The following is a 19,565-nucleotide window of genomic DNA, read 5'->3' as shown; positions in this document are numbered from 1 at the left end:
CGCAACCGCGCTGCGGGCCGGGCTGCCTTCGAGAATTCGTCGGTGTGCCGGGATCACCCGTCAGCCGTGCTCGCGCAACCGCGCTGCGGGCCGGGCTACCTTCGGAAAGTCGTCGGTGCGCCGGGATCACCCGTCACTCCCGACCCCTTGTCGACCGATCGCCGAACCGAGTGGGGATCGCACCGCGTTGCGCAAGGCCGCGACGCGACGGTAATGGTACGTGGCCGCGATCCGCCGGCGTATCGCGTGTCCGGGAAGCGACGTCGTCTGGCCCGCGTACTTCCGGTATCCGTACACGGGCTCGCCGTCCAGGTAGTAGCCCTCGTGCACCTCGCTCGCGGCCAGGATCAAAGCGCTGTCCTCACAGGCGGGCAGCGCGGGCCGGCCGCCCATCTCCCACAACGTCTCCGTCCGCCACACCATCGCGGCGCCGACGAACGGGATGAACCCGAGCAGTTCGCTTGCCTCGAACACGGCTCCCGGCGCCACGGGACCGCGGGGCAGGTGATCGGGGAAATCCACCCTGCGCCCGTCGACCAGGTCCACGGACCGTCCGGCGCACCAAGCGGCTCCGGTGCGCACCGCGGTTTCGAACAGAGCGTCGAGGCCGCCGGGGAGCCAGACGTCGTCGGCGTCCAGTACCGCGGTCCACGGTGTCCCGACCCGACCCAGCGCCACGGTGCGTGCCGTGGCCGCTCCGGCCAAGACGGCGATGGTCGAGTCGACGACCGGAAGAACGGCGATTGCGTCGGCGACCACGAGTTCGGTGCAGGCCGACGACGGCCCTCTCGTAGCTCTCGCCCTGCTCGGCTACGGAGCGAGCCGCGCCACAGAGGCGATGCCCAGGCGGCCCATCGCCGCAAGTGTTGTCCACCTCGACAGTGGCGTCGCGCAGTTGCAGCGTGGGGTGCGCGACGAGGTCGGGGTGGGCTTCGGGCGGCGGTACTGGGGGACCGTGCCGACGTGGTTCATCGCGGGGCGCTCCACCGGCCGTCGTTGCCGCCGATGAGGGGTGGATCGGTGTCGGTGAGTTCCTCGAATTCGGTGATGGCGTGCAACTCGCTCCCCATCGCCACGTTGGTGACCCGCTCCAGCACGATCTCGACGACGACCGGGACACGATGCTCGGCCATCAACACGAGGGCGTCTCGGAATGCGGCGGCGATGCGTCCGGGTTCGCGGACCCGCAGTGCCTTGCAGCCGAGTCCTTCGGCGACGCGGACGTGGTCGACGCCGTATCCGTCGATCTCGGGGGCGTTGATGTTCTCGAACGACAGTTGTACCGCGTAGTCCATGTCGAACTGCCGCTGGGCCTGGCGGATCAGACCCAGGTAGGCGTTGTTCACGACGACGTGCAGGTACGGGATGTTGAACTGGGCGCCGACCGCGAGTTCTTCGATCATGAACTGGAAGTCGTAGTCGCCGGACAGGGCGACGACTGTTGCGTTCGGGTCGGCGGTGGCGACGCCGAGCGCGGCGGGTCCGGTCCAGCCCAGCGGGCCGGCCTGGCCGGCGTCGATCCAGTGGTGTGGTTTGTACACGTGGAGGAATTGCGCGCCGGCGATCTGCGACAGCCCGATGGTGGACACGTAGCGCGCGTCCCTTCCGAACACCGCGTTCATCTCCCGGTAGACGCGCTGCGGTTTGATCGGGACGTGATCGAAGTCGGTGCGCCGGTGCATGGTCTGTTTGCGGGCCAGGCACGATTTGGCCCATACGGAGCGGTCGGGGAGTTCATGTCGGTCGCGTTGTTCGCTCGCGATGCGGTGCAGACCCTCGAGGGCGTGCCGCGCGTCGGACACGATGCCCAGGTCGGGAGGGAAGATGCGGCCGATTTGTGTGGGTTCGATGTCGATGTGGACGAAGGTCCGGCCCCGGCGGTACGTGTCGAGGCCTCCGGTGTGCCGGTTCGCCCAGCGGTTGCCGATGCCCAGGACGAAGTCGGATTCGAGGAAGGTCGCGTTGCCGTAGCGATGAGAGGTCTGCAGGCCGACCATGCCGGCCATGAGTGGGTGGTCGTCGGGTATGGCACCCCATCCCATCAACGTCGGGATCACCGGGACGCCCACGGTCTCGGCGAACTCGACGAGCAGGTCCGCGGCTCCGGAGCCGATCACGCCGCCGCCGGCGACGATCACGGGTTTCTCGGCGGTGCCGAGCATCTGCATGACCCTGGCCAGTTGGGCGGTCGAGGCGGTCGGCCTATACACGGGAAGCGGCTGATAGAGGTCCGGATCGAACTCGATGTCGGCCAGTTGGACGTCGAGTGGCAGATCGATCAGGACGGGCCCGGGGCGCCCGGATCGCATCAGGTGGAATGCCTGCTGCAATGCTCCGGGTACTTGAGCGGGTTCGCGTACGGTCATCGCCATCTTGGTGACGGGGGCGGCGATCGCCGCGATGTCGACGGCCTGGAAGTCCTCCTGGTGCAGCTTGGCCACCGGTGCCTGGCCGGTGATGCACAGAATCGGAACGGAGTCGGCGATCGCCGCGTACAAGCCGGTGATCATGTCCGTGCCCGCCGGACCGCTGGTGCCGATACAGACGCCGATGTTGCCCGGCGCGGTGCGGCTGTATCCGTCGGCCATGTGCGCCGCGCCCTCCACGTGCCGGGCGAGGACGTGGCGGATTCCGCCATGGGAACGCAGCGCCGAATAAAGGGGATTGATCGCCGCGCCCGGAAGCCCGAAGGCGTGGCGCACGCCTTCCCGGGCGAGGACGGCCACGGCCGCGTCGACGGCCCTCATCCTCGCCATCTCAGTCCTCCTTCGTCGGGGTGGCAGCGCCGGAGAGGCGTTCGACGGTGCGCAGCAGCGCGCCGTGGTCCAGGGCGCCGTCGCCCTGCGCCTTCGCGGAGGCGATCAACTGGGCCACGTGTGCGCCGAGGGGAATGATCACGCCGGCTTCGCGGGCCGCGGCGGTGACGATGCCCATGTCCTTGTGGTGCAGGTCGATGCGGAAGCCGGGAGTGAAGTCGTGTGCCAGCATCGGTCGTGCTTTGCGCGCCAGCACGGCGCTGCCCGCGAGGCCGCCCGCGAGGACGTCCACGGTGGCGTCGACGTCGACGTCGTGTGCCTTCAGGAACACGAGCGCCTCGGCGACGAGTTCGATGGTGCCGGCGACGATCAGTTGGTTCGCCGCCTTGACGGTCTGACCGGCACCGACGCCGCCGACGTGGGCGACCGTCGCGCCCAGGACGTCGAGAATGGGCCGGGCCCGCTCGACGTCCGGGGTCGCGCCGCCGACCATGATCGACAATGTGGCGTCACGTGCCCCGTCCTGTCCGCCGCTGACGGGCGCGTCCACCGCGCCGATCCCCAAGGGCGCGGCGATGCCGGCCAGCGCGCGGGAGACGTCGGGGCGAATGCTGGAGCAGTCGATGTGCAGCGTGCCCGGGGACAGGCCGGCGTAGATCCCGTCGTCCCCCGTCGAGGCGGCTTCGACATCGGGGCTGTCGGGAAGCATGGTGATCACGACGTCCGCGTCGGCCACCGCCCGCGTGATCGTCGTCGCGCCCCTGCCTCCTGCGGCGACCAGTGCTTCCACGGCGAGGGGGTTGTGGTCGCATCCGATCACCCGGTATCCGGCACGGACCAGGTGGGCGGCCATCGGGGCGCCCATGATTCCCAGTCCTATGAAGGCGATGTTCGTGTCGCTCATCCTGTGTCTCCATTGCTGATGTGGGGGCATTGACGCGCTCGGGCGCCCGGTCAAGGGCGCGTCGGTGCGGGGAAACGGCTCGGTGCCAGGGCCGTCGCGGACGAGGGGTCAGGTGTGGGCGATCGTTCCGACGGAGAAGCAGCCGACGCGTCCGCCGTCGACGAGTAGCTGGGTCCCGGTGATGTAGCCGGCCTCGTCGGAGAGGAGGAACAGGGCCGCCTGCGCGATCTCGAGAGGACGGCCGATCCGCCCCAGGGCGATGGACCGCTCGTTCTCGGCTCGTTCCGCCGCGGGGTTCGGCGCGAGTTCGAACTCCGCCGCGAGCAAGGGGGTGTCGATGGCGCCCGGGCACACGGCGTTGACGCGGATGCCGCTGCGGGCCACCTCCGCGGCCAGTGCGCGGGTCAGGGCCAGGACCCCGCCCTTGGTGGCCGAGTAGGCCGAGTATCCGCCCTGGCCGGTGAACGCCAGTTCGCTCCCGGTGTTCACGATGGCTCCGCGCCGCCTGGGTCGCATTCGTCGTACCGCTGCCCGCTGTACGAAGAAGCTGCCGGTGAGGTTCACGGCCAGTTGGCGGGCCCACTGCTCGTCGTCGGTCTCGGTGATGGGGGCCACGGAGGAGATGCCCGCGTTGTTGAACACCCCGTCGATCGGCCCCAGTTCGCGTTCGGCCAGGTCGAAGGCCGCCTCCACGTCGTGGGAGTTCGAGACGTCGCACGGTGTCGCGAGGGCTCCGGGGTCCCGCTGCCGGCAGGCGTCCGCGGCGGCGTCCAGGCCGGTGCCGGGCAGGGCCAGGAGTGCCACTCGCGCGCCTTCGCGGGTGAACAGTTCCGCGGCGGCTCGGCCGATGCCGGAGCCGGCGCCGGTGACGAGGATGGTCTTGCCGTTCAGGCGTCGCATGACCGTTCCTTGCTACTCGAGGGGGTACGTCCGGGGGTCCACCAGCAGTGGCCGGTGGCTGCGGCGGGTCGCGTGGGGGTCGGCGAGGATCCGGTCGGCGGCCTCGCCCGCAGTCAGGATCGCGACATCGCCCCAGTCCCGTGCCTGCTCGACGAGGGTCCGCAGGGCTTTGACGCGGGAGGCACGCCCGGACAGGAACGGGTGCGCGTTGAGTACGAGCGCGCCGCCGTAGTCGCGCAGGGCGTCCAGTTCCTCCGACCAGACCTTCACGGCGGTGCTCGGTGGAACGACGGTCTTGCCTAGATCCGGCTCCCACATATAGGCGTACTGCGGAAAATCGTCCCAGCTCCAATGCGGAGGAATCTCGGCCAGGGTTCCGCGGTCGGTGTCGAGCAGGTACGGCCGATCGTCGTCCATCTGGTTGGATTCGTAGACCAGGCCGAATCCGGCGACGAGTCCGGCCGTCGTCCACTTGGTCGACCATAGGGCGCTGCGGTGTCCTCGCGGCCGGACACCGAGCCGGTCCAGTGCCTCCAGCCCTTGTTCGAAGTCCCGTTCCTCCTCGGCTTCGGTGAGCAGTTGTGGTGGTCGGTGGCTGTGCGAGTGATGGCCGACCTCGTGCCCTTCGGCATCGATGCGGCGCACGAGGTCGGGATAGCGTTCCGCGGTGACGCCCGGGACGAAGAACGTCGCCTTGACCCCCAGATCGGCGAGCATCTCCAGGATCCGAGGGGCGCCGACCAGGGGACCGAAGGCCTGGTGACTCATGACATTGGGATGTTGTGCGTAGCGTCGGCCCTCGGCGAGCACACACGACTCGGCGTCGATGTCGAAGGTCAGGACCAGCGCGGCTCGTTGCCCGCGCAGCCAGTCGCGGTCGGGGGCGTGGGTGTCGGACGTCATGACTGCTCCAGGGTGGGGCGGGCGTGGGTGGCCCGGGATCGAGGCCCGGTTCAGTGCTCGTGCTCGGTCAGCCAGGACGCGTAGTCCGCCAGACCCTGCTCGAGCGACCACTGGGGCGTGTAGCCGAAGTCCCGGGCGGCGGCGGAGATATCCCAGGGGCCCTGGCGATCCCACCCCGTCCAGTGACCCGGGCCGAGGTCGATGCGGGCGTGTGGATGGTTCCCCCGCACGAGGTCGGCCAACTCCCGCAGCGTCACCTGCCGCCCTCCCGAGACGTTGTAGACGGGCCGCAGCGGGGTGTCGGTCGAGGCGGCCAGCGTCGCCGCGTGCGCCACGTCGCGTGCGTGCACGAAGTGGAAGCGGTGATCCGCGCCCTCGGGCAGGGAGAAGGCCGTTCCACGGACGGCCGCGGTGAGCATGTCCTTGAGGACCTCGGGCATCCGCAACCCGGGCCCGTACACCTCGCTGACCCGAAGGGACACCACGGCCAGCCCGTACAACTCGCCGTAGACCCGGCCCAGATGCTCGGTGGTGACCTTGGTGACCGCGTACGGGGTGTTGGGCATCGGCACCGCGTCCTCGGTCACGACCACATCCGCCGGCTGGTGGCCGTAGGCGCACTCGGAGGAGAAGTTCACGATGCGTGGCGATCCCGCCATGCGTGCCGCCTCGAACAGCTTGAGGGTCCCGTCGACGTTGGCGGCGAACGTGGTGATGGGGAGTTCGATCGAGATTTCGGGATGGGACATGGCCGCCGTGTGCACGATCGCGGTGACGTCGTGGTCGCGGATGGTGCGCACCAGCGCGGGGATGTCGAACAGTTCCCCTTGTACCGAGTGGACCAGCGGGTGCGGGTGTTCGGTGTAGTCACGGTTGTAGCTGACGGTGGCGATGCCCTCGCGGATCAGCGCGTCGACGACGTACCTGCCCACGAACCCTGTTCCTCCGGTGACGAGGATGCTCATGTCAGACCTCTTTCGCGGGCGGGTGTGTCGTCGCCGGAATCCGTGACGTTCACTGGTACGGGCGACCTGTGTTCGTCCGAGTGGCTCCGCAGGCCGGATGATTCGGCCGGCTCGGTTTCGACGTCCGGCGAGGTCGCTGCCTCTGCGGCCGTGGAGCGCCCGGCGATGGCGACGTACACGGCGGCGCTGACGAGGAAGCCGAGGAACCAGCTCAGGTCGGCGCCGTCGAGGGCGCGGCTGAGAGGTCCCTGGTACACGGGGGCGTTGACGGTCAGCAGACAGGCGCCGACGCCCGCCGCGAGGGCTGCCCATCCGCGGGGTTCCACCCCGTGCCACCCCCAGTAGCGGCTGTTCTGCTCCCTGCGGGTGGCGTGCGCGGCGACGGGGTCGTACCGCCACCTGCGCAGCAGTCCGTCGGTCATCCACACGCCGGCGAACGGGCCGAGCCAGACGATCAGCAGGGCGACGAAGTCGCTGAGCACCGTGGTGAAGTCCCGGACGAACAGGACGTACAGCACCAGCGCGGTGCTGAGGACCGTGTCCGCGGCGGTCGCCGTGTAGCGATGCAGCGGCACCCCGACGGCCTGCAGGGCCAGGCCGGAGGAGTAGTAGGTGACGACGTTGTTGGCGATGGATCCGCCGACGGCGGCGAGGATGTACACGACGAAGACCCAGGTGGGCACGAACGCTTCGACACCGCCGACGGGGTCGGACATGTCGCCGCGCGAGGCGAGGAGGGCGCCCATGCAGCACAGGAAGAACGCGGACAGCCCGGAGGCGCAGGCGACGTTCCAGAAGATGCGTCTGCTCGGTGTGCGGCTCGGAAGATAGCGGACCCAGTCGGGGCTGTTGTACAGATAGGAGATGGGCCCCGACGCGATGGTCGCGCAGGCGACGAGGAAGACGGCGAGAGCCGTCGTGCCGGAGACCTGTGCGTGCAGATTCCAGTCGATGCCTTGGATGCCGAACGCGAGGACGAGCACCAGCGCCGAGCTGAGCAGGACGGCGAAGAAGCGCTGCAGGTAGACCATGGTCGCGTGTCCGAGTACCGCGATGCCGCCTCCCAGCAGGAGTTGCGTCAGCACGGCTATCAGCTTTCCCGGGGTTCCGGGGTGGTGCCAGCCCAGGAGCGGGAAGAGCGCGACGAGGGCGTAGACGCCGAAGATCGTGTTGATCGCCTCGAAGGCCACCGACGCCACCCACGCGAGGAAGGCGTTGAGTCGATTGCCGCGGACCCCGAACACCGCCCGGGTGAAGGTGACCGTCGGCAGTCCCGCCCGGGTGCCGCCGATCGCGGCCCAGCCGACGAGTGCGAACAGCAGGTTGCCGACCAGACACGCGAGCAGCGCCTGCCACAGGCTGAGCCCCAGGCCGACCGCGATGGCGCCCACCGACACGAAGAAGAGGTTGGCGTTGGTGCCGACCCAGAAGAACCGAGTCTCGCGGAACGTCATGGTCCGGTCCGCTTCCGGGATGTGTTCGAATCCGTGCGTCTCGACGCCGAAGACCGGATTCGCGCTGTTTTCCTGCGAGTTGGTCATGTGGTTCTTCCTTCCTGGTGCGTCGCATGGCGTGCTCGCATGGCTACCAGCGCGGGTAGACCTGGGCGTCCGGCACATAGGGCTGATGGGTCCGCCGCAGGGCGGCGGGATCCGCCAGGCATCGGTCCGCGACCTCGGCGGCGGTCGCGAATGCGACGTCGCCGGTCCCCAGCGCGTGTTCGATCAGGCCGCGCAGTCCCTCGACACGTCCCGCGCGACCGGAGAGGAAACCGTGGTTGGTCAGGACGAACAGGCAGTGGTGGCGCCGCATCGCGTCGAGTTCCGCGCGCCACATCGCGAGCGCCTTGTCCGGCCCCTCCACGTTGTAGCCGATCTGGGGGTCGGGAAGGTACGCGTACTGCTCCCAGTCGTCCAGGGACCAGTGCGGGGGGATCTCGGCGATGTCGCCCAGGGGTGTGTCGATGATGTAGGGGACGTCGTCGTCCATGAGGCTGGAGTCGTAGCGGAGGCCGTACTCGCGGACCAGCCCCGGGGTCCGCCACGTCGCGGCCCACATGGGCGCCCGATATCCGACCGGCTCGATGCCCAGTGCGCCCAGTGCCCGCAGGCCCCGTTCGAATTCGGCGCGGTCCTCGGCGTCGGTGAGTTCGGTCGGCGGCCGATGGCTGTAGGAATGGTGTCCGATCTCGTGGCCGGCCTCGGCGATGGCGGTCACCGTGTGCGGCCAGCGTTCGGCGGTCAGGCCCGGGACGAAGAAGGTCGCCGTGATGTCGTACTCGGCGAGCAGACGCAACAACCTCGGGGCGGCGACGCGCGATTCGAACTGCTGATGCGTCATGGCCATGGCGTTGTCCGCGTGGCGTCGGCCCGCGGCGAGGATCGGTGTCTCGCCGTCGAGGGCGAACGTCAGTACGGCGACGCAGGAGTTACCCGCCGGCCAGTTCGAGCGCGGCGTGGTCATCGTGCGCTCCGCGGCAGCCGATGCAGCCAGGCGAGGCCGCCGGTGGTGTTGGCCAGTGGGCGGTATTCCGCCGCGAGGGCGCCGTGGTAGTCGTGGCGGTGCAACTGGGCGTAGACGGCGGGGAAGTCGATGTCGCCCGTTCCGGGCTCGTGCCGGCCCGGGTGGTCGGCGAGCTGCACGTGTGCGATCAGGGGGCCGTGTGCGGCGGTGGCCGCCGCCGGGTCCTCACCGCCCGCGGCCCAGTGGTAGACGTCGGCGAGCAGCGCGACGTTGGGTGAGCCGGCAGACCTGGCCGCGGCCACCACGTCGGCCGCGTCGGCGGCGGTGGGCAGCAGGTAGTGGGGGTTCTCGACGCCGTTGAGGGCTTCGACGAGCACCGTTGCGCCGATCTCGGCGACGGCTTCGGCGGCCCAGGTCAGGTTGGCGGACGCCGTCTCGTGTTGGGATTCGTCGGCCACGTCCTGGAGCCGGTTGCCGTAGAGCGCGTTGAACAGCCGACACCCGGTCTGCGCCGCCACGTCGACGGCGATCGCGACACTGTCGCGAAAGGCTGCGGCGCCGGCGGGATCGTTCATCAGGCCACGCTCTCCCGCCGCCATGTTCCCGGCCGCGAAGTTGAGCGCCACGAGGTCGATCCCCGCGTCGTTGACGGCCGAGACGAGTTCTCGGACGTCCCGACGAGACGGCGAGGTGGTGGGGAAGGGCCACCACATCTCGACGGCGTCGAAACCCGCGCCCGCGGCCGCGGCCGGGCGTTCGAGGAACGGCAGGTCGTGGAACAGCAGCGAGACGTTCGCCGCCGTTCGCCAACGTGATGCTTGCACGGCGCTCCTCCGGGTTGTGGAGTGGTGCACCTCACAGTGCAAGGACCTGTCCGAAAAGTCAGCCTTCCGGTACGTCTATTCATCCAGCGGCGCTTGTACGTCGCGTACATCCACCGGGTGGCCCTGCATGGTCTACGTCATGGATCTCGTCGAGACGGACGAACTCTCGATCCGACTGGTCGCGGGTGTCGACGCGGCATACCGCTCGCTGTCGGGGGCCGGCGCCAACGAGCACGCCGACCCCACGCCGTGGTTCCACGGCGGTGAACTGTTGATGACCGACGGCCTGGAAATGGGCCGGAGCAAGGCCCGGATCACCGGTTACGTCGAACGAATCGCGGCGGCGGGCGTTGCCGCCCTGGCCCTGGGGATCGGCGAGGGTCTCCCCTTCGAGCGCGTCCCGCGAGCGCTCGTGCAGGCATGCGACGCGGCGGGACTTCCGCTGCTCGAGGTGCCGAGCAGCACGGCGTTCGCCCGGATCTCGGAAGCCGTGTACAGCCGTCTGGCCGAGGCACGGTTCGGCGAGGCGCCGCGGCTGGTCGAGGCACAGCGCGCGCTGACCCGAGCGGCGGCCAGGCCCGGCAGCAGCCCCGCCGTCGTCGGCGCGCTGGCACGTCTGACCGGTCTTTGGGTCGCGCTGAGCGATCCCAGAGGGGTGGTCGTCACTGCCGCGGACGATGTTCGCGACCTGCCCGAATCCGTCGCGCGGGCCGTGCGCGCGATGGCCCCGCGCGGCCTGCACGGGACGGCCGTCGTGCCGCATCGCGAGGGCTACGTCCGCGTGCAGGCGGTGGGAGCGGAAGATGTAAGAGGCTTCCTGGCCTATGGGACGGAACAGGGCGCCATCGACGAGTTCCAGGGAGCGGCGGCGGCGTTCGCGGTGTCCCTGCTGTCGATCGACCTCGAACGGCAACACGTCGTCCGAATGCTCAAACGCCGCCCGCGTGAAGAAGCCGCCGCCCGGCTCGTCAGGGGCATGAATCCGGCGGCGGCGACACGTCTGCTCGGCTCACTCGGACTGCACGCCGAACGGCTTCGGATCGTCGTCGCGGAGGCCGAGGCGGGCGCCGCGGAACTGCTGGAATTGATGGCCGACGCGTTGCCCGAGGCCTTGGTCGGCGTCGACCGTTCGTGCGTGACCCTCGTCGTGGCCGCGGACCTGCCGGACCTGGTCACCCGGCTCCAAGCCGTGGCGCCGGGACGTTCCGTCGGCATCGGTGGCCCGGTGCCCCCGCACCTGTGCCCGGCGAGCCTGAGACAGGCGCGCCGGGGGGTGCAACTCGCCCAGCGCAGGGGCGGCGGCATCGTGGATGTGATGACCCTGGGCAGCGCGCGCATGCTTCTCGAGTCCGTGCCCCCGGACATGCTGGAGTCGTACGCGGACGCGACGTTGCGGCCCATCGAATCGGCCGACGGCGGGGACGGACTCGTTCGGTCGCTGCGCGCCTGGCTGGACGCCGGCACCGCGGCGGACGCCGCCGCTGCAGCGGTGGGCGTGCACCGCCACACCATGCGCCATCGTTTGAGACGGATCGAGGAGCTGACCGGGCGGCGCCTCGACGACGCCAACGACCGCGGTGAACTGTGGTTGGCGTTCGAAGCCAGAGACCTCGCCGCCACGGCACACGTGCCACCGCCGACGCCCGAGGCGTAGAGCCCGAACGCGCTTCGGCTCGGTGCGCAACCCGCTCAGCCCACCACGGGATGACGTGTTCCGGTGTCGAGCCGGAAACGGTGCGCGCCGGCGACGCCGCGATCGGAGCCGAAAATTGGCCGGCCGAGGCGGCCAACCCGTCTCGCGTGTTGTTCGTTCTTTAGGGGTGTGACGGTGACGACGCGGGGCCGAGTGCACGGGTGGGGGAGGGCGGATGGGCGTTGACGGGGAAGCGGTGCAGTCCTTGGTGGCCGCTCGTGGCCAGGCGCTCAAGCGATACGCCTTTGTGCTGTGCGGGGACGACGATCGGGCCGACGACCTGGTGCAGGAGGCCTTGGTGCGCACCCTTGTCCGGCGGCACCCGCGCGACCCTGCGGAGTTGGAGGCGTACGTCCGCCGGGCGATCGTCAATCTCGTGATCGACGAGTCACGACGCGCGGGTCGATGGGCGCGATTGCGACCGATGTTCCGCACTCGGCAGGTGTCATCCGAGGTGGAGGGCCCGGAGTCGCAGGTGTCCACGCGGTTGTGGACACGCGAGTTGTTGGGATTGTTGCCCCCGGGACAGCGGACCTGTCTGGTCCTGTACTACCTGGAGGATCTTTCGGTCGCCGAGATCGCGAACGTTCTTGGGTGTGGTCAGGGGTCGGTGAAGAGCCAGTTGAGCGCCGCGCGGGGTGCTCTGCGGCGGATGTCGACGAGCGCGGACGCGACGAACACCGAGGAGGAAGATCATGAGTTCGAACGGAGATGACATCCGTCGGGCCCTGGACACCCTCTCCCGCGAGGCGAGCCCGCTCCGGGAGATGCCCCGGGAGATGCTGACGGCGGAGGCCGATCGGCGACGGGGTCGACGCCGGGTGCGCATCGCGGCGGCAGCCACCGCCGTGGCCGTGTCAGTGGGTGGTTTGGGCGTACTTGCCGCAGTGGTGCGCGAGTCCGGCTCTCCCGGACCGTCTGCTGCCGCGCCCTTGCCCGGCGGCGCCCCTTCGTGGGGAGCACAGGAGCCGGGCCTGTTCACCTGTGGCCGGCCGATCGGGCTTCCCACCACGACCGAACGGTTCGAAGGGTTCGGGTTGTTGCCGTTGACCGTGGAACGCCCCACCGAGACACCGGACGGCCCCCCACGCGTCACCAGCGCCCTGGGCCCGCGCTCGTCGACGGGGCTGAACGCCACCGAGGTGTATCCGACCGTGTTGGTGTTGCGCGACGGGGTGGTGGTGGGTGGCCCGGTCCAGGCCGGGGCGCTCCCGCCCGGACGTCCTCTGCCCAACGTGGACTGGTTCCCCTCGGATCAGACGATCCGGGCTTTGGCTCCGACCTGGTTGTGTGGTGCCGTGTCCTGGCAGCAGGTGTGGGCGGACCCGGGAAGGTACACGGTGGCCCTCGTGATGACGCCGCCGAAGACCCCCGGAAACCAAGCCGCCGATCGCCCGATCGACGCGTTCCACCCGTTGTTGATCTCGACGGCGCCGCTCGTGGACGCACGCGACTCGCGGTCGTGAGTCGGGGTTCGGGGCGGGGCGCCGGCCGAGCCCGTACAGACTCACCTCACCAGTGCGTGGACCGTGTGCCACGTGACGGAGTACCGCCGCGAGGTCGTCGGAGTGGTCTCAGTATCGCGAATTCGGAATTCTGAATGACGCATTTATCCTATCTGCCTCGTGCAAGTCGAGAAGCAGGGTGCCGCTCTTGCCTTCTTCGTCGGAATGCCGGGCAGGTCGACGAAGCGATCCGCGGGCGCAGGAGTGATATCGCTCGTTGTCGCCGTGCTCGCCTACTATCTGACGAAAGTGGCACAAGGGGAATACAGGCCGATAAACCCAGACCCCACTGCCGAACAGAATAATTTCGTCGCCTGGGGTGCAGTCTGGTCGGCGATTGTGGTCTGGTGGATAGTTGCGTGTCTGCTGGGCCCGGCCTTGGGATGGATCGGAAATATTTCAGTAAACGGGCCGTACCGTCTGCCCGCTCGGTTGCTCATCCCGATCATGGCCATCATCGAGACCACCATGCGGCTTCGTAGCGAAGCCGTGGCGCCGGATTCGCTCGTCACGACCACCTGGAGTACCGTCCGCGTCCTGGCGCTGGGTGTCACGATCGCAGTGGCGGCCCCAGCGGTAACGGACCGTTGGCGCCGGAGAAACACCCAGAAGACTCACGCCGGATAAATTGGGTTCCAAGCACGTTTTCCGAGTCATTGCAGGCGTCTCGGATTCGTAGGCTGCTTCACTCGGCAGTAGATCTCTATCGCGGATTTCCACCGCGTCGCGCCCGGTCGTGCATCCGCGCGGCACCTTGCGCGCTCGCCGCTCGAAGTACCGGTTGCTCCCGGTTTCGTGATCGAGGAGTTCCGTGCATCCGGAGGTTCGTGGTTGCGTGTGTCGAGCCCTACCTGTCTCCGGCGCGACCGCGATAGCGATCATGGCCGCGCCACCACCCGCACCGTGGGGGTCGACTCGTGTCGGCCAGTGGGCCGAATCATTATCGGCGTGGGCAAAGGGATACGGGATCCCGGTGGGACGGTCCTTGCCGAGATCGACCTGCCTCGGCCGGGATCGGACAGCAGGTCGTGTGCTACGAGGATGATCTTTGGGAACGCGGGTGACGTGGCTGCGCCGTGCGACTACTTCTTTTGTCTGCGGCTGCCACCGTGCCAGTCCTGCTGGATTCCGATGGCGTCCGGGTCGACGCCGAACGACGGGAGTTGGGGCATCTCGCGCAGGCTGCGCTTGAGTTCGGCGAAGCCGGCATAACGGGACAGCCCCACGACGTGGTCCCACAACTGCTCGGCCTGGTTCTCATCGGGCAGTCGGCTGATCACCGGGCCGAAGAAGGCCACGCCATGCGGCGGCTCGAAGTGCAGGATGGGTGTACCGACGTCCTTGCCCGTCAAGGCCAGGGCCTCGTCGGTCTCGGCCTGGAGTTCGGCGTCCCACGACGAGTCGTCGAGTGCGGCCGCCAGCGAAACGGGCAACCCGGCGTCCACGAGCACCGGCCGCACGAACTCCGGGGTACCTCGCCGACCGACTTCGATCGGGTCGTCGGCGACGAATCCCCGTTCGAAGACGTGCTCGCCCATCGCGGAATAGAGCGCGTCGATGGCCTCGCGACCGTGCTCCGCCCGCGCGCACGCGGCGACTCGAAGGAGCCGCAGTCCGGCCGTGTGACTGGCGGCGTACTCGGGCGGGAAGTGCGACTCGTAGTCGATGTGCGCGTTGATCAGGCGCAATGAAATGAATCGCCAATCGACCGAGTAGGCCCGGCGGGATTGCACGATGCGGACCCACTTGCTCGTGAGCCAGGCGAAGGGGCAAGTGGGGTCGAAATAGAAGTTGATGTCGCTCATGGTGGAAGTCTACGGACTCTCGGGCCCAACCTCGGCGTGCGGCCGATCACCTCCTGCGGGTACCTCTATTGCGACCGTCGCAAGTTCGAGTCGGGCTGGAACTGGCGCATTTCTACCGGGTCCGCGTTAATCGAGCGTGGAGCGAACAAGACAATCGGGCACGGAACCCGGTGGGCCGGCAAACCGACTCATGGTTGGTCTCGGAGTCCGCGTTCGTCGATTGACGCGTCGAAGCCCATGAGACGGGCGTGAATCGACCGTCGGACAGATTTCAGGAGAACCGTGCGCGCCGGGGAGTCCGGCATGGCCGTGAGGCCGAGGCAGGGAACCGCCAGGAGCGACGCGGTCTCCGGGGTTGTCCCGACGACGGCGCGTCCGGCGCGGAGCGTCGGCACGTCGGCACGTCGGCACGTCGGCACGCCGGGCATTGCCGACCTGGCGCCCCGCGGTGGTCTCCCGGACCGGCGTGACCAACGTGTACGTAATCCGATAGGCGACAGGTGCGAGGGCGATCAGCACGAGCGCCGGCACCCCTTCGACGACTCTCGTGAGCACCAAGGTCACCGCGACCGGGACGACCGCGAACATCACCGCGCCGGGGATGCAGGCCGGCAAGCGCGCCCCGGGAGAGGCGACGAGGCCGCGGTCGATCAGATTGCGCTGGGCGTCGAAGGCCGGCGAGTCGGAGCGTCGAGGGCGGCGACGACGTCGTGGCGTGTCGCTCCCACGCCCAGCGCGTCGAACACGTAGCGCTGGGCGGGGTCGTTCGGAGGGACGGTCTTCGCCGGCGTGATGCGTCCGTTTTGGTCCACGCGGATCCAACGCCGATCGAGCAGTCACGCGAGCGCTGTGTCGGCCACCCTGGCATAGCCCCCGGCCAGAAACGCGACGTCGTAGGCGTCGAGTTCGCTCACGTCGACGCGCGCGCCGGCACGACCGCGCACCAGGCGCCGCGCCAGGAGCCCGAAGACCCAAAGGACGATGGTGATGCCGACGAGCACGATCGCGATCGACACGCCGACCCCCGGGTCTACGGCTGTCATACACGTTGCGATCGGAGGGTAGCAACGAGTCCGCTCCTCGGGACACGGGCAGTCCCCTCCGATCGTGAATGCGGGTGTCACGGTCGCTTGACGTCATCACGCGACGGGGTTCCGACGGTCAAACGGAGCAACCGGGCGGGCGCGATCGCACGGCATGCGGCGGGGCCGGTTCACGGACTTCGACGACCACACGCTCACGTCATGTTCAAGGCTGCGGCAACCACCTCGACGCCGAGCCCGAAATGCTCCTGCCGGGGACGACTCTCGCACATCACCACTGACTCGTCGGTCCGGTCGCGGTGTTCACCCTCACGAACCGACGGATCCGGCGATCGGGGCACGCGACCACACTTCAGCGTGTTCTCGACAGCGAGGACGGCAGGGCGCATGGGGCACCGGGCTTGATGGGAGAATGCCTCCTCCACAACGTCTACGACCCTCTCGGCTGGGCCACGTCCCAGCCCCTGGACGCGATCCTTCGGGGACCGAGTCGCCCCAGCGCTCGTCGTGTCCGTGTAGGCCCGGCCGAAGTGTTCGTCATTTCGACACCCAGAAGCTTCGAGTGCCGGACGGCTCTCCCGAAGTGGGTTTCCCCGGTCGCCGCAGATCGTGCAAGTCCTCGACGAGCGGCACCGATAGTGGACGCTTCGTCGGAACCTTGCACCGACCGATCGCGAAGTGCCATGGCCCCCGTGCCCTTTCGACGATGCGGGTTCCGTCGATCCACTGCGCTGAATCCGCTCCGCCGGTGGCCGTCGCGGCGGTGCCCAGCCGCCACGGCACGCCGGATCAGGTTTCTCGGCGTTGCTCGACACCGCGCCTTCCGACGACCTCGTTGTGCACCGCTTCCCCCGGTCGTCGGGTCCATCGGCGAGTTGGGCGTACCCGGTCGCGACGAACTCGATCTCGGCCGGTCCCACCGGACTTCCGACCGGTGATCGGGAGCGCGGACGCACGTGACGTCACGGGGCCGCGATCCCGGGCCGTCTCGCGGCGATGCCTCGGGCGGCAGGGGGACGACGTGATCACGGCTCCAGGCTTCCCGTGTACACGCCGCCATCTGTCGCGGGGGGACAGCCCCGAGGGGCTCCGAGGGCTCGGTCACCGGACGGAGTGGCAGGCCCCGGTCACCCGATGGTGCTTTGCGCGGGATTCGTGTGGGACTGGGGGTGGTGCGACCCGGCGCCGACGGCAGCGGAAGTGCAATACCCGTCCTTGTATCTGGCGTCTTTCAAATTGAGGTTCTTGTCGAACCTGACCCAGATGAAGTCGTCGTTCTTGAACCCCTTGCGGCGCGCGCCGATGCGGAGGGTGCGATTGTCAGTGAAGTGCAGGTCGAGCGCCTCGACCTCCCAGACCGAGAAGTATGGCCATCCCCTCACGACCGTGGCGCGATCGAGGCCTGCGGTGGTGTACAGCCCGACGTGGAAGTACACATCGGTGGAACCCCTGTAGGGAACCTCCGCCACCGCGATGGCGTACACCCGTCCATCGGGGGAGACCGCCAGGGCTTCCTCGGAGTAGTAATCGATGCCCGCCCGGGGTCCCATAAGCCAAAAGAGAGTTGCAGCCGGCCCTCCGACGAGGCAGATGAAGGCCAGCACGGCGCACGAGAGGCGCCGGACGAACCGGTGGCGAAAGGAGAGAGCGCACTCGAGAACCGCCAGCGTCACCGCGAGAGCGACTACCCAGAACGGCCTCACGAACACGTCCCATAACACCCACTCGAAGATCACGAGGTTCCAGGGGTCCCAGTCCGCCAGCAGTATCCCGATGGGCAACAACATGACCGCGCCGACCATGACAGACCTGCGCACCGCGACCACGAGGGCGTGCCGCCGCCCTTCGTCCCGGACGCCCCCGCCCTCCGGACCCTCGCGCACCCCTGCCATCCCCATCCCGTCCGTCGTTGCTCCACAGCCGTGAGCGCACCACGGGGCGACCGTCGCAGCCGACGCGTGGAGTCCTGCGACCGGATGCATGCTCGCAGTGCGGAACAAGCTGCTACCAGGAGAAACACGACCCGCAGCGCATCCTGCGAGAGGAGGTCGCCGTAACTCAGTCACGAGCGGAACCGACATGGGCAACGTCACGGATCCGGCCTCGGGCGCGTGCACCGGGTCCTGGAAGGAGTTCTTCCCTCGCGTTGGCGTCTTCCTCATCCCTCACCGACACCCGAAACGCCTTCGCTAGGACCTTTTGAACCTGATCAAGTCATCCGGAATACACTCTTCGGGAACATCGCACAAATTGCGCAACTCGACCATATTTTGACCAGGTTGGCGCTGTTCCAGTGATAGAGGGAAAGGCTCCGAAATGGCTGCTAAAACAGGGTTGGTCAACCATCGCGAATCGTCTGTTCTTCCGAGGTGCCGGCGTGGCCGATGGCGGCGGCCGGCGGTCAGTGGTCGCCGAAGAGGTCGGCCACGAAGTCCGCTCGGTCGTGATGGAGGGTCATCCTGCCGGCGGTGGATCCGTCCCAGCCAATTCCACCCGGTTGGTAGCGGTCGCTGAGGTTGGCCCACCACAGGTTGGACGTCATGACGTGGCCGACTTCGTCGAGGTAGGCACGCATTCCCGGTTCGTTGCCATGGGGGCCGGTCAGTATTCGTTGCCGTAGTTCCAGGAAGCCGCGTTCGGTGTCGTCGATCAGGGCGCAGATTTTGTTCATCGCGCCTTCGACGTCGAGTTCCTCGGTCTCGCAGAGGTGGAAAACCAGGTTCACCCGGTCGTCCATGACCAGTTCCTTGCGGTAGGAGACGAGGTCGTTGATGAGGGTGTAGCCGTCGATCGCGGTGTCGTGGATCGCCGCGACGTCGGGGTGTTCGAACGCCTGTCGGGTGACCTCGAGGCCGCGGATGCCTTCCTCGGCGAAGCCGAACAGCCAGCGTACCCCCAGGCTGTGGCGGCGGTCGCGCATGTAGGTGTCGTAGTCCGTGACGCCGGCGTCCCGCCAGTCCTCCAGTTCCGTCGTGAAGCCGTGTGCGAAATCTTCCATGTAGGACACGAACCGCGTCCAGCGGTCGTGGGGCATCCGGTTGCGCAGCCATCCGAAGTCCTCGGACAGGGGCGTACGGGCGTCTCCCCAGCCGATCAGGTCGGCCATGAAGCGGCCGAACACGTCGCGGGTGGCGAAGGAACTGCCGCCCAGGCCCGCCTTGTCGACGAGGCTGTTCTCGATACCGATCAGGTAGTTCATCGTTTTCGCGGCACACAGCGCGAGTTCGTAGTCGGCGTGCGGCAGGGACAACGCGACAAGGAGTGTGCCGTCGACGTTCTTGTCGAGCCGGGTTGTGTCGCCGGCGTACGCGAAGCCGAGGTGGCGATGCGCCCACCACTGGGACTCTCGCATGAGGCGATCCGTGTCCGGATGGGACTCCCTCGGCAGCGCGTTGGCGAGTTTCGGAAGGTGAAACGTGATCGGGAGGTCGAGCACGGTCGGTGCGCTCACAGCTGGCTCCGCGAGGTGGTGGGCGACGAGGGCGCAAAGGCCGGCAACACGAAGGGATGGGATCGGGGCCTCGTTCCGAAGGGACCGCCCACCGCGCGAGGTGCGTGGCGCGCCCAGGTCGTGCACCGACACGTGGATCGGCCTTGCGACTTCGAAGTCGAAGCCCAGTGCCGACATGGCAGGGATTCTGGCAGTGATTTCTTCCCCAGGACCCACTGGCCAGGGCGACAACTCCTTGAGGTCAGGCTGCGCCACTCCTGAGCTGCTCTGAGTTTGGTGGAGTCCTTGAAGCCGGGTTATGGTGCCCGGCGTAAAGGAGCACCACAAGCTATGCCAGCACCACGCAAATACCC

Annotated in this window: 17 protein-coding genes; 4 read left to right on the top strand and 13 right to left on the bottom strand. The window is 68.4% G+C overall.

Translation table 11 applies throughout. The features are described 5' to 3' along the window. Window positions 1-126: 126 nt before the first annotated feature. From ACWCPW_RS32620 to ACWCPW_RS32580, 9 genes are all read right to left on the bottom strand, one after another. Window positions 127-759 carry a hypothetical protein gene (locus tag ACWCPW_RS32620; protein WP_449765158.1) on the bottom strand — a complete coding sequence of 211 codons (633 nt, stop codon included), beginning with the start codon at window positions 757-759 and terminating at the stop codon, window positions 127-129. 209 nt (window positions 760-968) lie between these two features. Then, window positions 969-2,756: a glyoxylate carboligase gene (gcl, locus tag ACWCPW_RS32615; protein ID WP_449765157.1), complete on the bottom strand. Its 1,788-nt coding sequence runs from the start codon at window positions 2,754-2,756 to the stop codon at window positions 969-971. A 1-nt stretch (window position 2,757) separates the two neighbouring features. Then, on the bottom strand, window positions 2,758-3,660 hold the full coding sequence (locus tag ACWCPW_RS32610) for an NAD(P)-dependent oxidoreductase (protein ID WP_449765156.1): 903 nt from the start codon (window positions 3,658-3,660) through the stop codon (window positions 2,758-2,760). 108 nt (window positions 3,661-3,768) lie between these two features. Continuing rightward, window positions 3,769-4,560 carry an SDR family NAD(P)-dependent oxidoreductase gene (locus tag ACWCPW_RS32605; RefSeq protein ID WP_449765155.1) on the bottom strand — a complete coding sequence of 264 codons (792 nt, stop codon included), beginning with the start codon at window positions 4,558-4,560 and terminating at the stop codon, window positions 3,769-3,771. Between the two features lie 12 nt (window positions 4,561-4,572). Further along, window positions 4,573-5,463, bottom strand: a complete 891-nt coding sequence (locus tag ACWCPW_RS32600; RefSeq protein WP_449765154.1) for a polysaccharide deacetylase family protein — start codon at window positions 5,461-5,463, stop codon at window positions 4,573-4,575. A 50-nt stretch (window positions 5,464-5,513) separates the two neighbouring features. Then, a complete protein-coding gene (locus ACWCPW_RS32595) occupies window positions 5,514-6,428 on the bottom strand; it encodes an NAD-dependent epimerase/dehydratase family protein (RefSeq protein ID WP_449765153.1) in 915 nt (304 codons plus the stop codon). Then, window positions 6,425-7,969: a purine-cytosine permease family protein gene (locus tag ACWCPW_RS32590; protein WP_449765152.1), complete on the bottom strand. Its 1,545-nt coding sequence runs from the start codon at window positions 7,967-7,969 to the stop codon at window positions 6,425-6,427. Before ACWCPW_RS32590 ends, ACWCPW_RS32595 begins: the two co-directional genes overlap by 4 nt. A gap of 43 nt (window positions 7,970-8,012) precedes the next feature. Beyond that, window positions 8,013-8,891 carry a polysaccharide deacetylase family protein gene (locus ACWCPW_RS32585; RefSeq protein ID WP_449765151.1) on the bottom strand — a complete coding sequence of 293 codons (879 nt, stop codon included), beginning with the start codon at window positions 8,889-8,891 and terminating at the stop codon, window positions 8,013-8,015. Next, the gene (locus ACWCPW_RS32580; protein ID WP_449765150.1) at window positions 8,888-9,715 is read right to left on the bottom strand and encodes a hydroxypyruvate isomerase family protein; all 828 of its coding nucleotides are present in this window, start codon (window positions 9,713-9,715) and stop codon (window positions 8,888-8,890) included. The genes ACWCPW_RS32585 and ACWCPW_RS32580 overlap by 4 nt, the downstream gene beginning before the upstream one ends. Window positions 9,716-9,854: 139 nt before the next feature. Here ACWCPW_RS32580 and ACWCPW_RS32575 point away from each other — a divergent pair, with 139 nt between their 5' ends. The 4 genes from ACWCPW_RS32575 (at window position 9,855) to ACWCPW_RS32560 (ending at window position 13,540) form a co-directional block, all read left to right on the top strand. Then, window positions 9,855-11,369: a PucR family transcriptional regulator ligand-binding domain-containing protein gene (locus tag ACWCPW_RS32575; protein WP_449765149.1), complete on the top strand. Its 1,515-nt coding sequence runs from the start codon at window positions 9,855-9,857 to the stop codon at window positions 11,367-11,369. 214 nt (window positions 11,370-11,583) lie between these two features. Beyond that, complete coding sequence (locus ACWCPW_RS32570; RefSeq protein WP_449765148.1) at window positions 11,584-12,123, top strand: RNA polymerase sigma factor; 540 nt, start codon at window positions 11,584-11,586, stop codon at window positions 12,121-12,123. Then, window positions 12,104-12,874 carry a hypothetical protein gene (locus tag ACWCPW_RS32565; RefSeq protein ID WP_449765147.1) on the top strand — a complete coding sequence of 257 codons (771 nt, stop codon included), beginning with the start codon at window positions 12,104-12,106 and terminating at the stop codon, window positions 12,872-12,874. The genes ACWCPW_RS32570 and ACWCPW_RS32565 overlap by 20 nt, the downstream gene beginning before the upstream one ends. Before the next feature lie 159 nt (window positions 12,875-13,033). After that, a complete protein-coding gene (locus ACWCPW_RS32560) occupies window positions 13,034-13,540 on the top strand; it encodes a DUF6518 family protein (RefSeq protein ID WP_449765146.1) in 507 nt (168 codons plus the stop codon). Between the two features lie 455 nt (window positions 13,541-13,995). Here ACWCPW_RS32560 and ACWCPW_RS32555 read toward each other — a convergent pair whose 3' ends face one another. The 4 genes from ACWCPW_RS32555 to ACWCPW_RS32540 form a co-directional block, all read right to left on the bottom strand. Further along, on the bottom strand, window positions 13,996-14,718 hold the full coding sequence (locus ACWCPW_RS32555; protein WP_449765145.1) for a mycothiol-dependent nitroreductase Rv2466c family protein: 723 nt from the start codon (window positions 14,716-14,718) through the stop codon (window positions 13,996-13,998). Between the two features lie 836 nt (window positions 14,719-15,554). Then, entirely contained in the window at window positions 15,555-15,734 is a 180-nt protein-coding gene (locus ACWCPW_RS32550) for a hypothetical protein (protein ID WP_449765144.1), read from the bottom strand. A gap of 1,154 nt (window positions 15,735-16,888) precedes the next feature. After that, window positions 16,889-17,644: a hypothetical protein gene (locus ACWCPW_RS32545; protein ID WP_449765143.1), complete on the bottom strand. Its 756-nt coding sequence runs from the start codon at window positions 17,642-17,644 to the stop codon at window positions 16,889-16,891. A 518-nt stretch (window positions 17,645-18,162) separates the two neighbouring features. Continuing rightward, window positions 18,163-19,212, bottom strand: coding sequence for a terpene synthase family protein (locus ACWCPW_RS32540; protein ID WP_449765142.1), 1,050 nt, complete (start codon window positions 19,210-19,212; stop codon window positions 18,163-18,165). Window positions 19,213-19,565 lie beyond the last annotated feature (353 nt).

This window comes from Embleya sp. NPDC001921 (assembly GCF_053594475.1).
Note: the sequence above shows the minus strand (reverse complement) of the source record. Positions and strands in the feature narration are given on the sequence as shown.

What these genes read in the sequence shown, in the direction of transcription:
- gcl (WP_449765157.1), bottom strand. Translation starts at nt 2,756, where the DNA reads ATGGCGAGGATGAGGGCCGTCGACGCGGCCGTGGCCGTCCTCGCCCGG.
- ACWCPW_RS32610 (WP_449765156.1), bottom strand. Translation starts at nt 3,660, where the DNA reads ATGAGCGACACGAACATCGCCTTCATAGGACTGGGAATCATGGGCGCC.
- ACWCPW_RS32605 (WP_449765155.1), bottom strand. Translation starts at nt 4,560, where the DNA reads ATGCGACGCCTGAACGGCAAGACCATCCTCGTCACCGGCGCCGGCTCC.
- ACWCPW_RS32600 (WP_449765154.1), bottom strand. Translation starts at nt 5,463, where the DNA reads ATGACGTCCGACACCCACGCCCCCGACCGCGACTGGCTGCGCGGGCAA.
- ACWCPW_RS32595 (WP_449765153.1), bottom strand. Translation starts at nt 6,428, where the DNA reads ATGAGCATCCTCGTCACCGGAGGAACAGGGTTCGTGGGCAGGTACGTC.
- ACWCPW_RS32590 (WP_449765152.1), bottom strand. Translation starts at nt 7,969, where the DNA reads ATGACCAACTCGCAGGAAAACAGCGCGAATCCGGTCTTCGGCGTCGAG.
- ACWCPW_RS32585 (WP_449765151.1), bottom strand. Translation starts at nt 8,891, where the DNA reads ATGACCACGCCGCGCTCGAACTGGCCGGCGGGTAACTCCTGCGTCGCC.
- ACWCPW_RS32575 (WP_449765149.1), top strand. Translation starts at nt 9,855, where the DNA reads ATGGATCTCGTCGAGACGGACGAACTCTCGATCCGACTGGTCGCGGGT.
- ACWCPW_RS32570 (WP_449765148.1), top strand. Translation starts at nt 11,584, where the DNA reads ATGGGCGTTGACGGGGAAGCGGTGCAGTCCTTGGTGGCCGCTCGTGGC.
- ACWCPW_RS32565 (WP_449765147.1), top strand. Translation starts at nt 12,104, where the DNA reads ATGAGTTCGAACGGAGATGACATCCGTCGGGCCCTGGACACCCTCTCC.
- ACWCPW_RS32555 (WP_449765145.1), bottom strand. Translation starts at nt 14,718, where the DNA reads ATGAGCGACATCAACTTCTATTTCGACCCCACTTGCCCCTTCGCCTGG.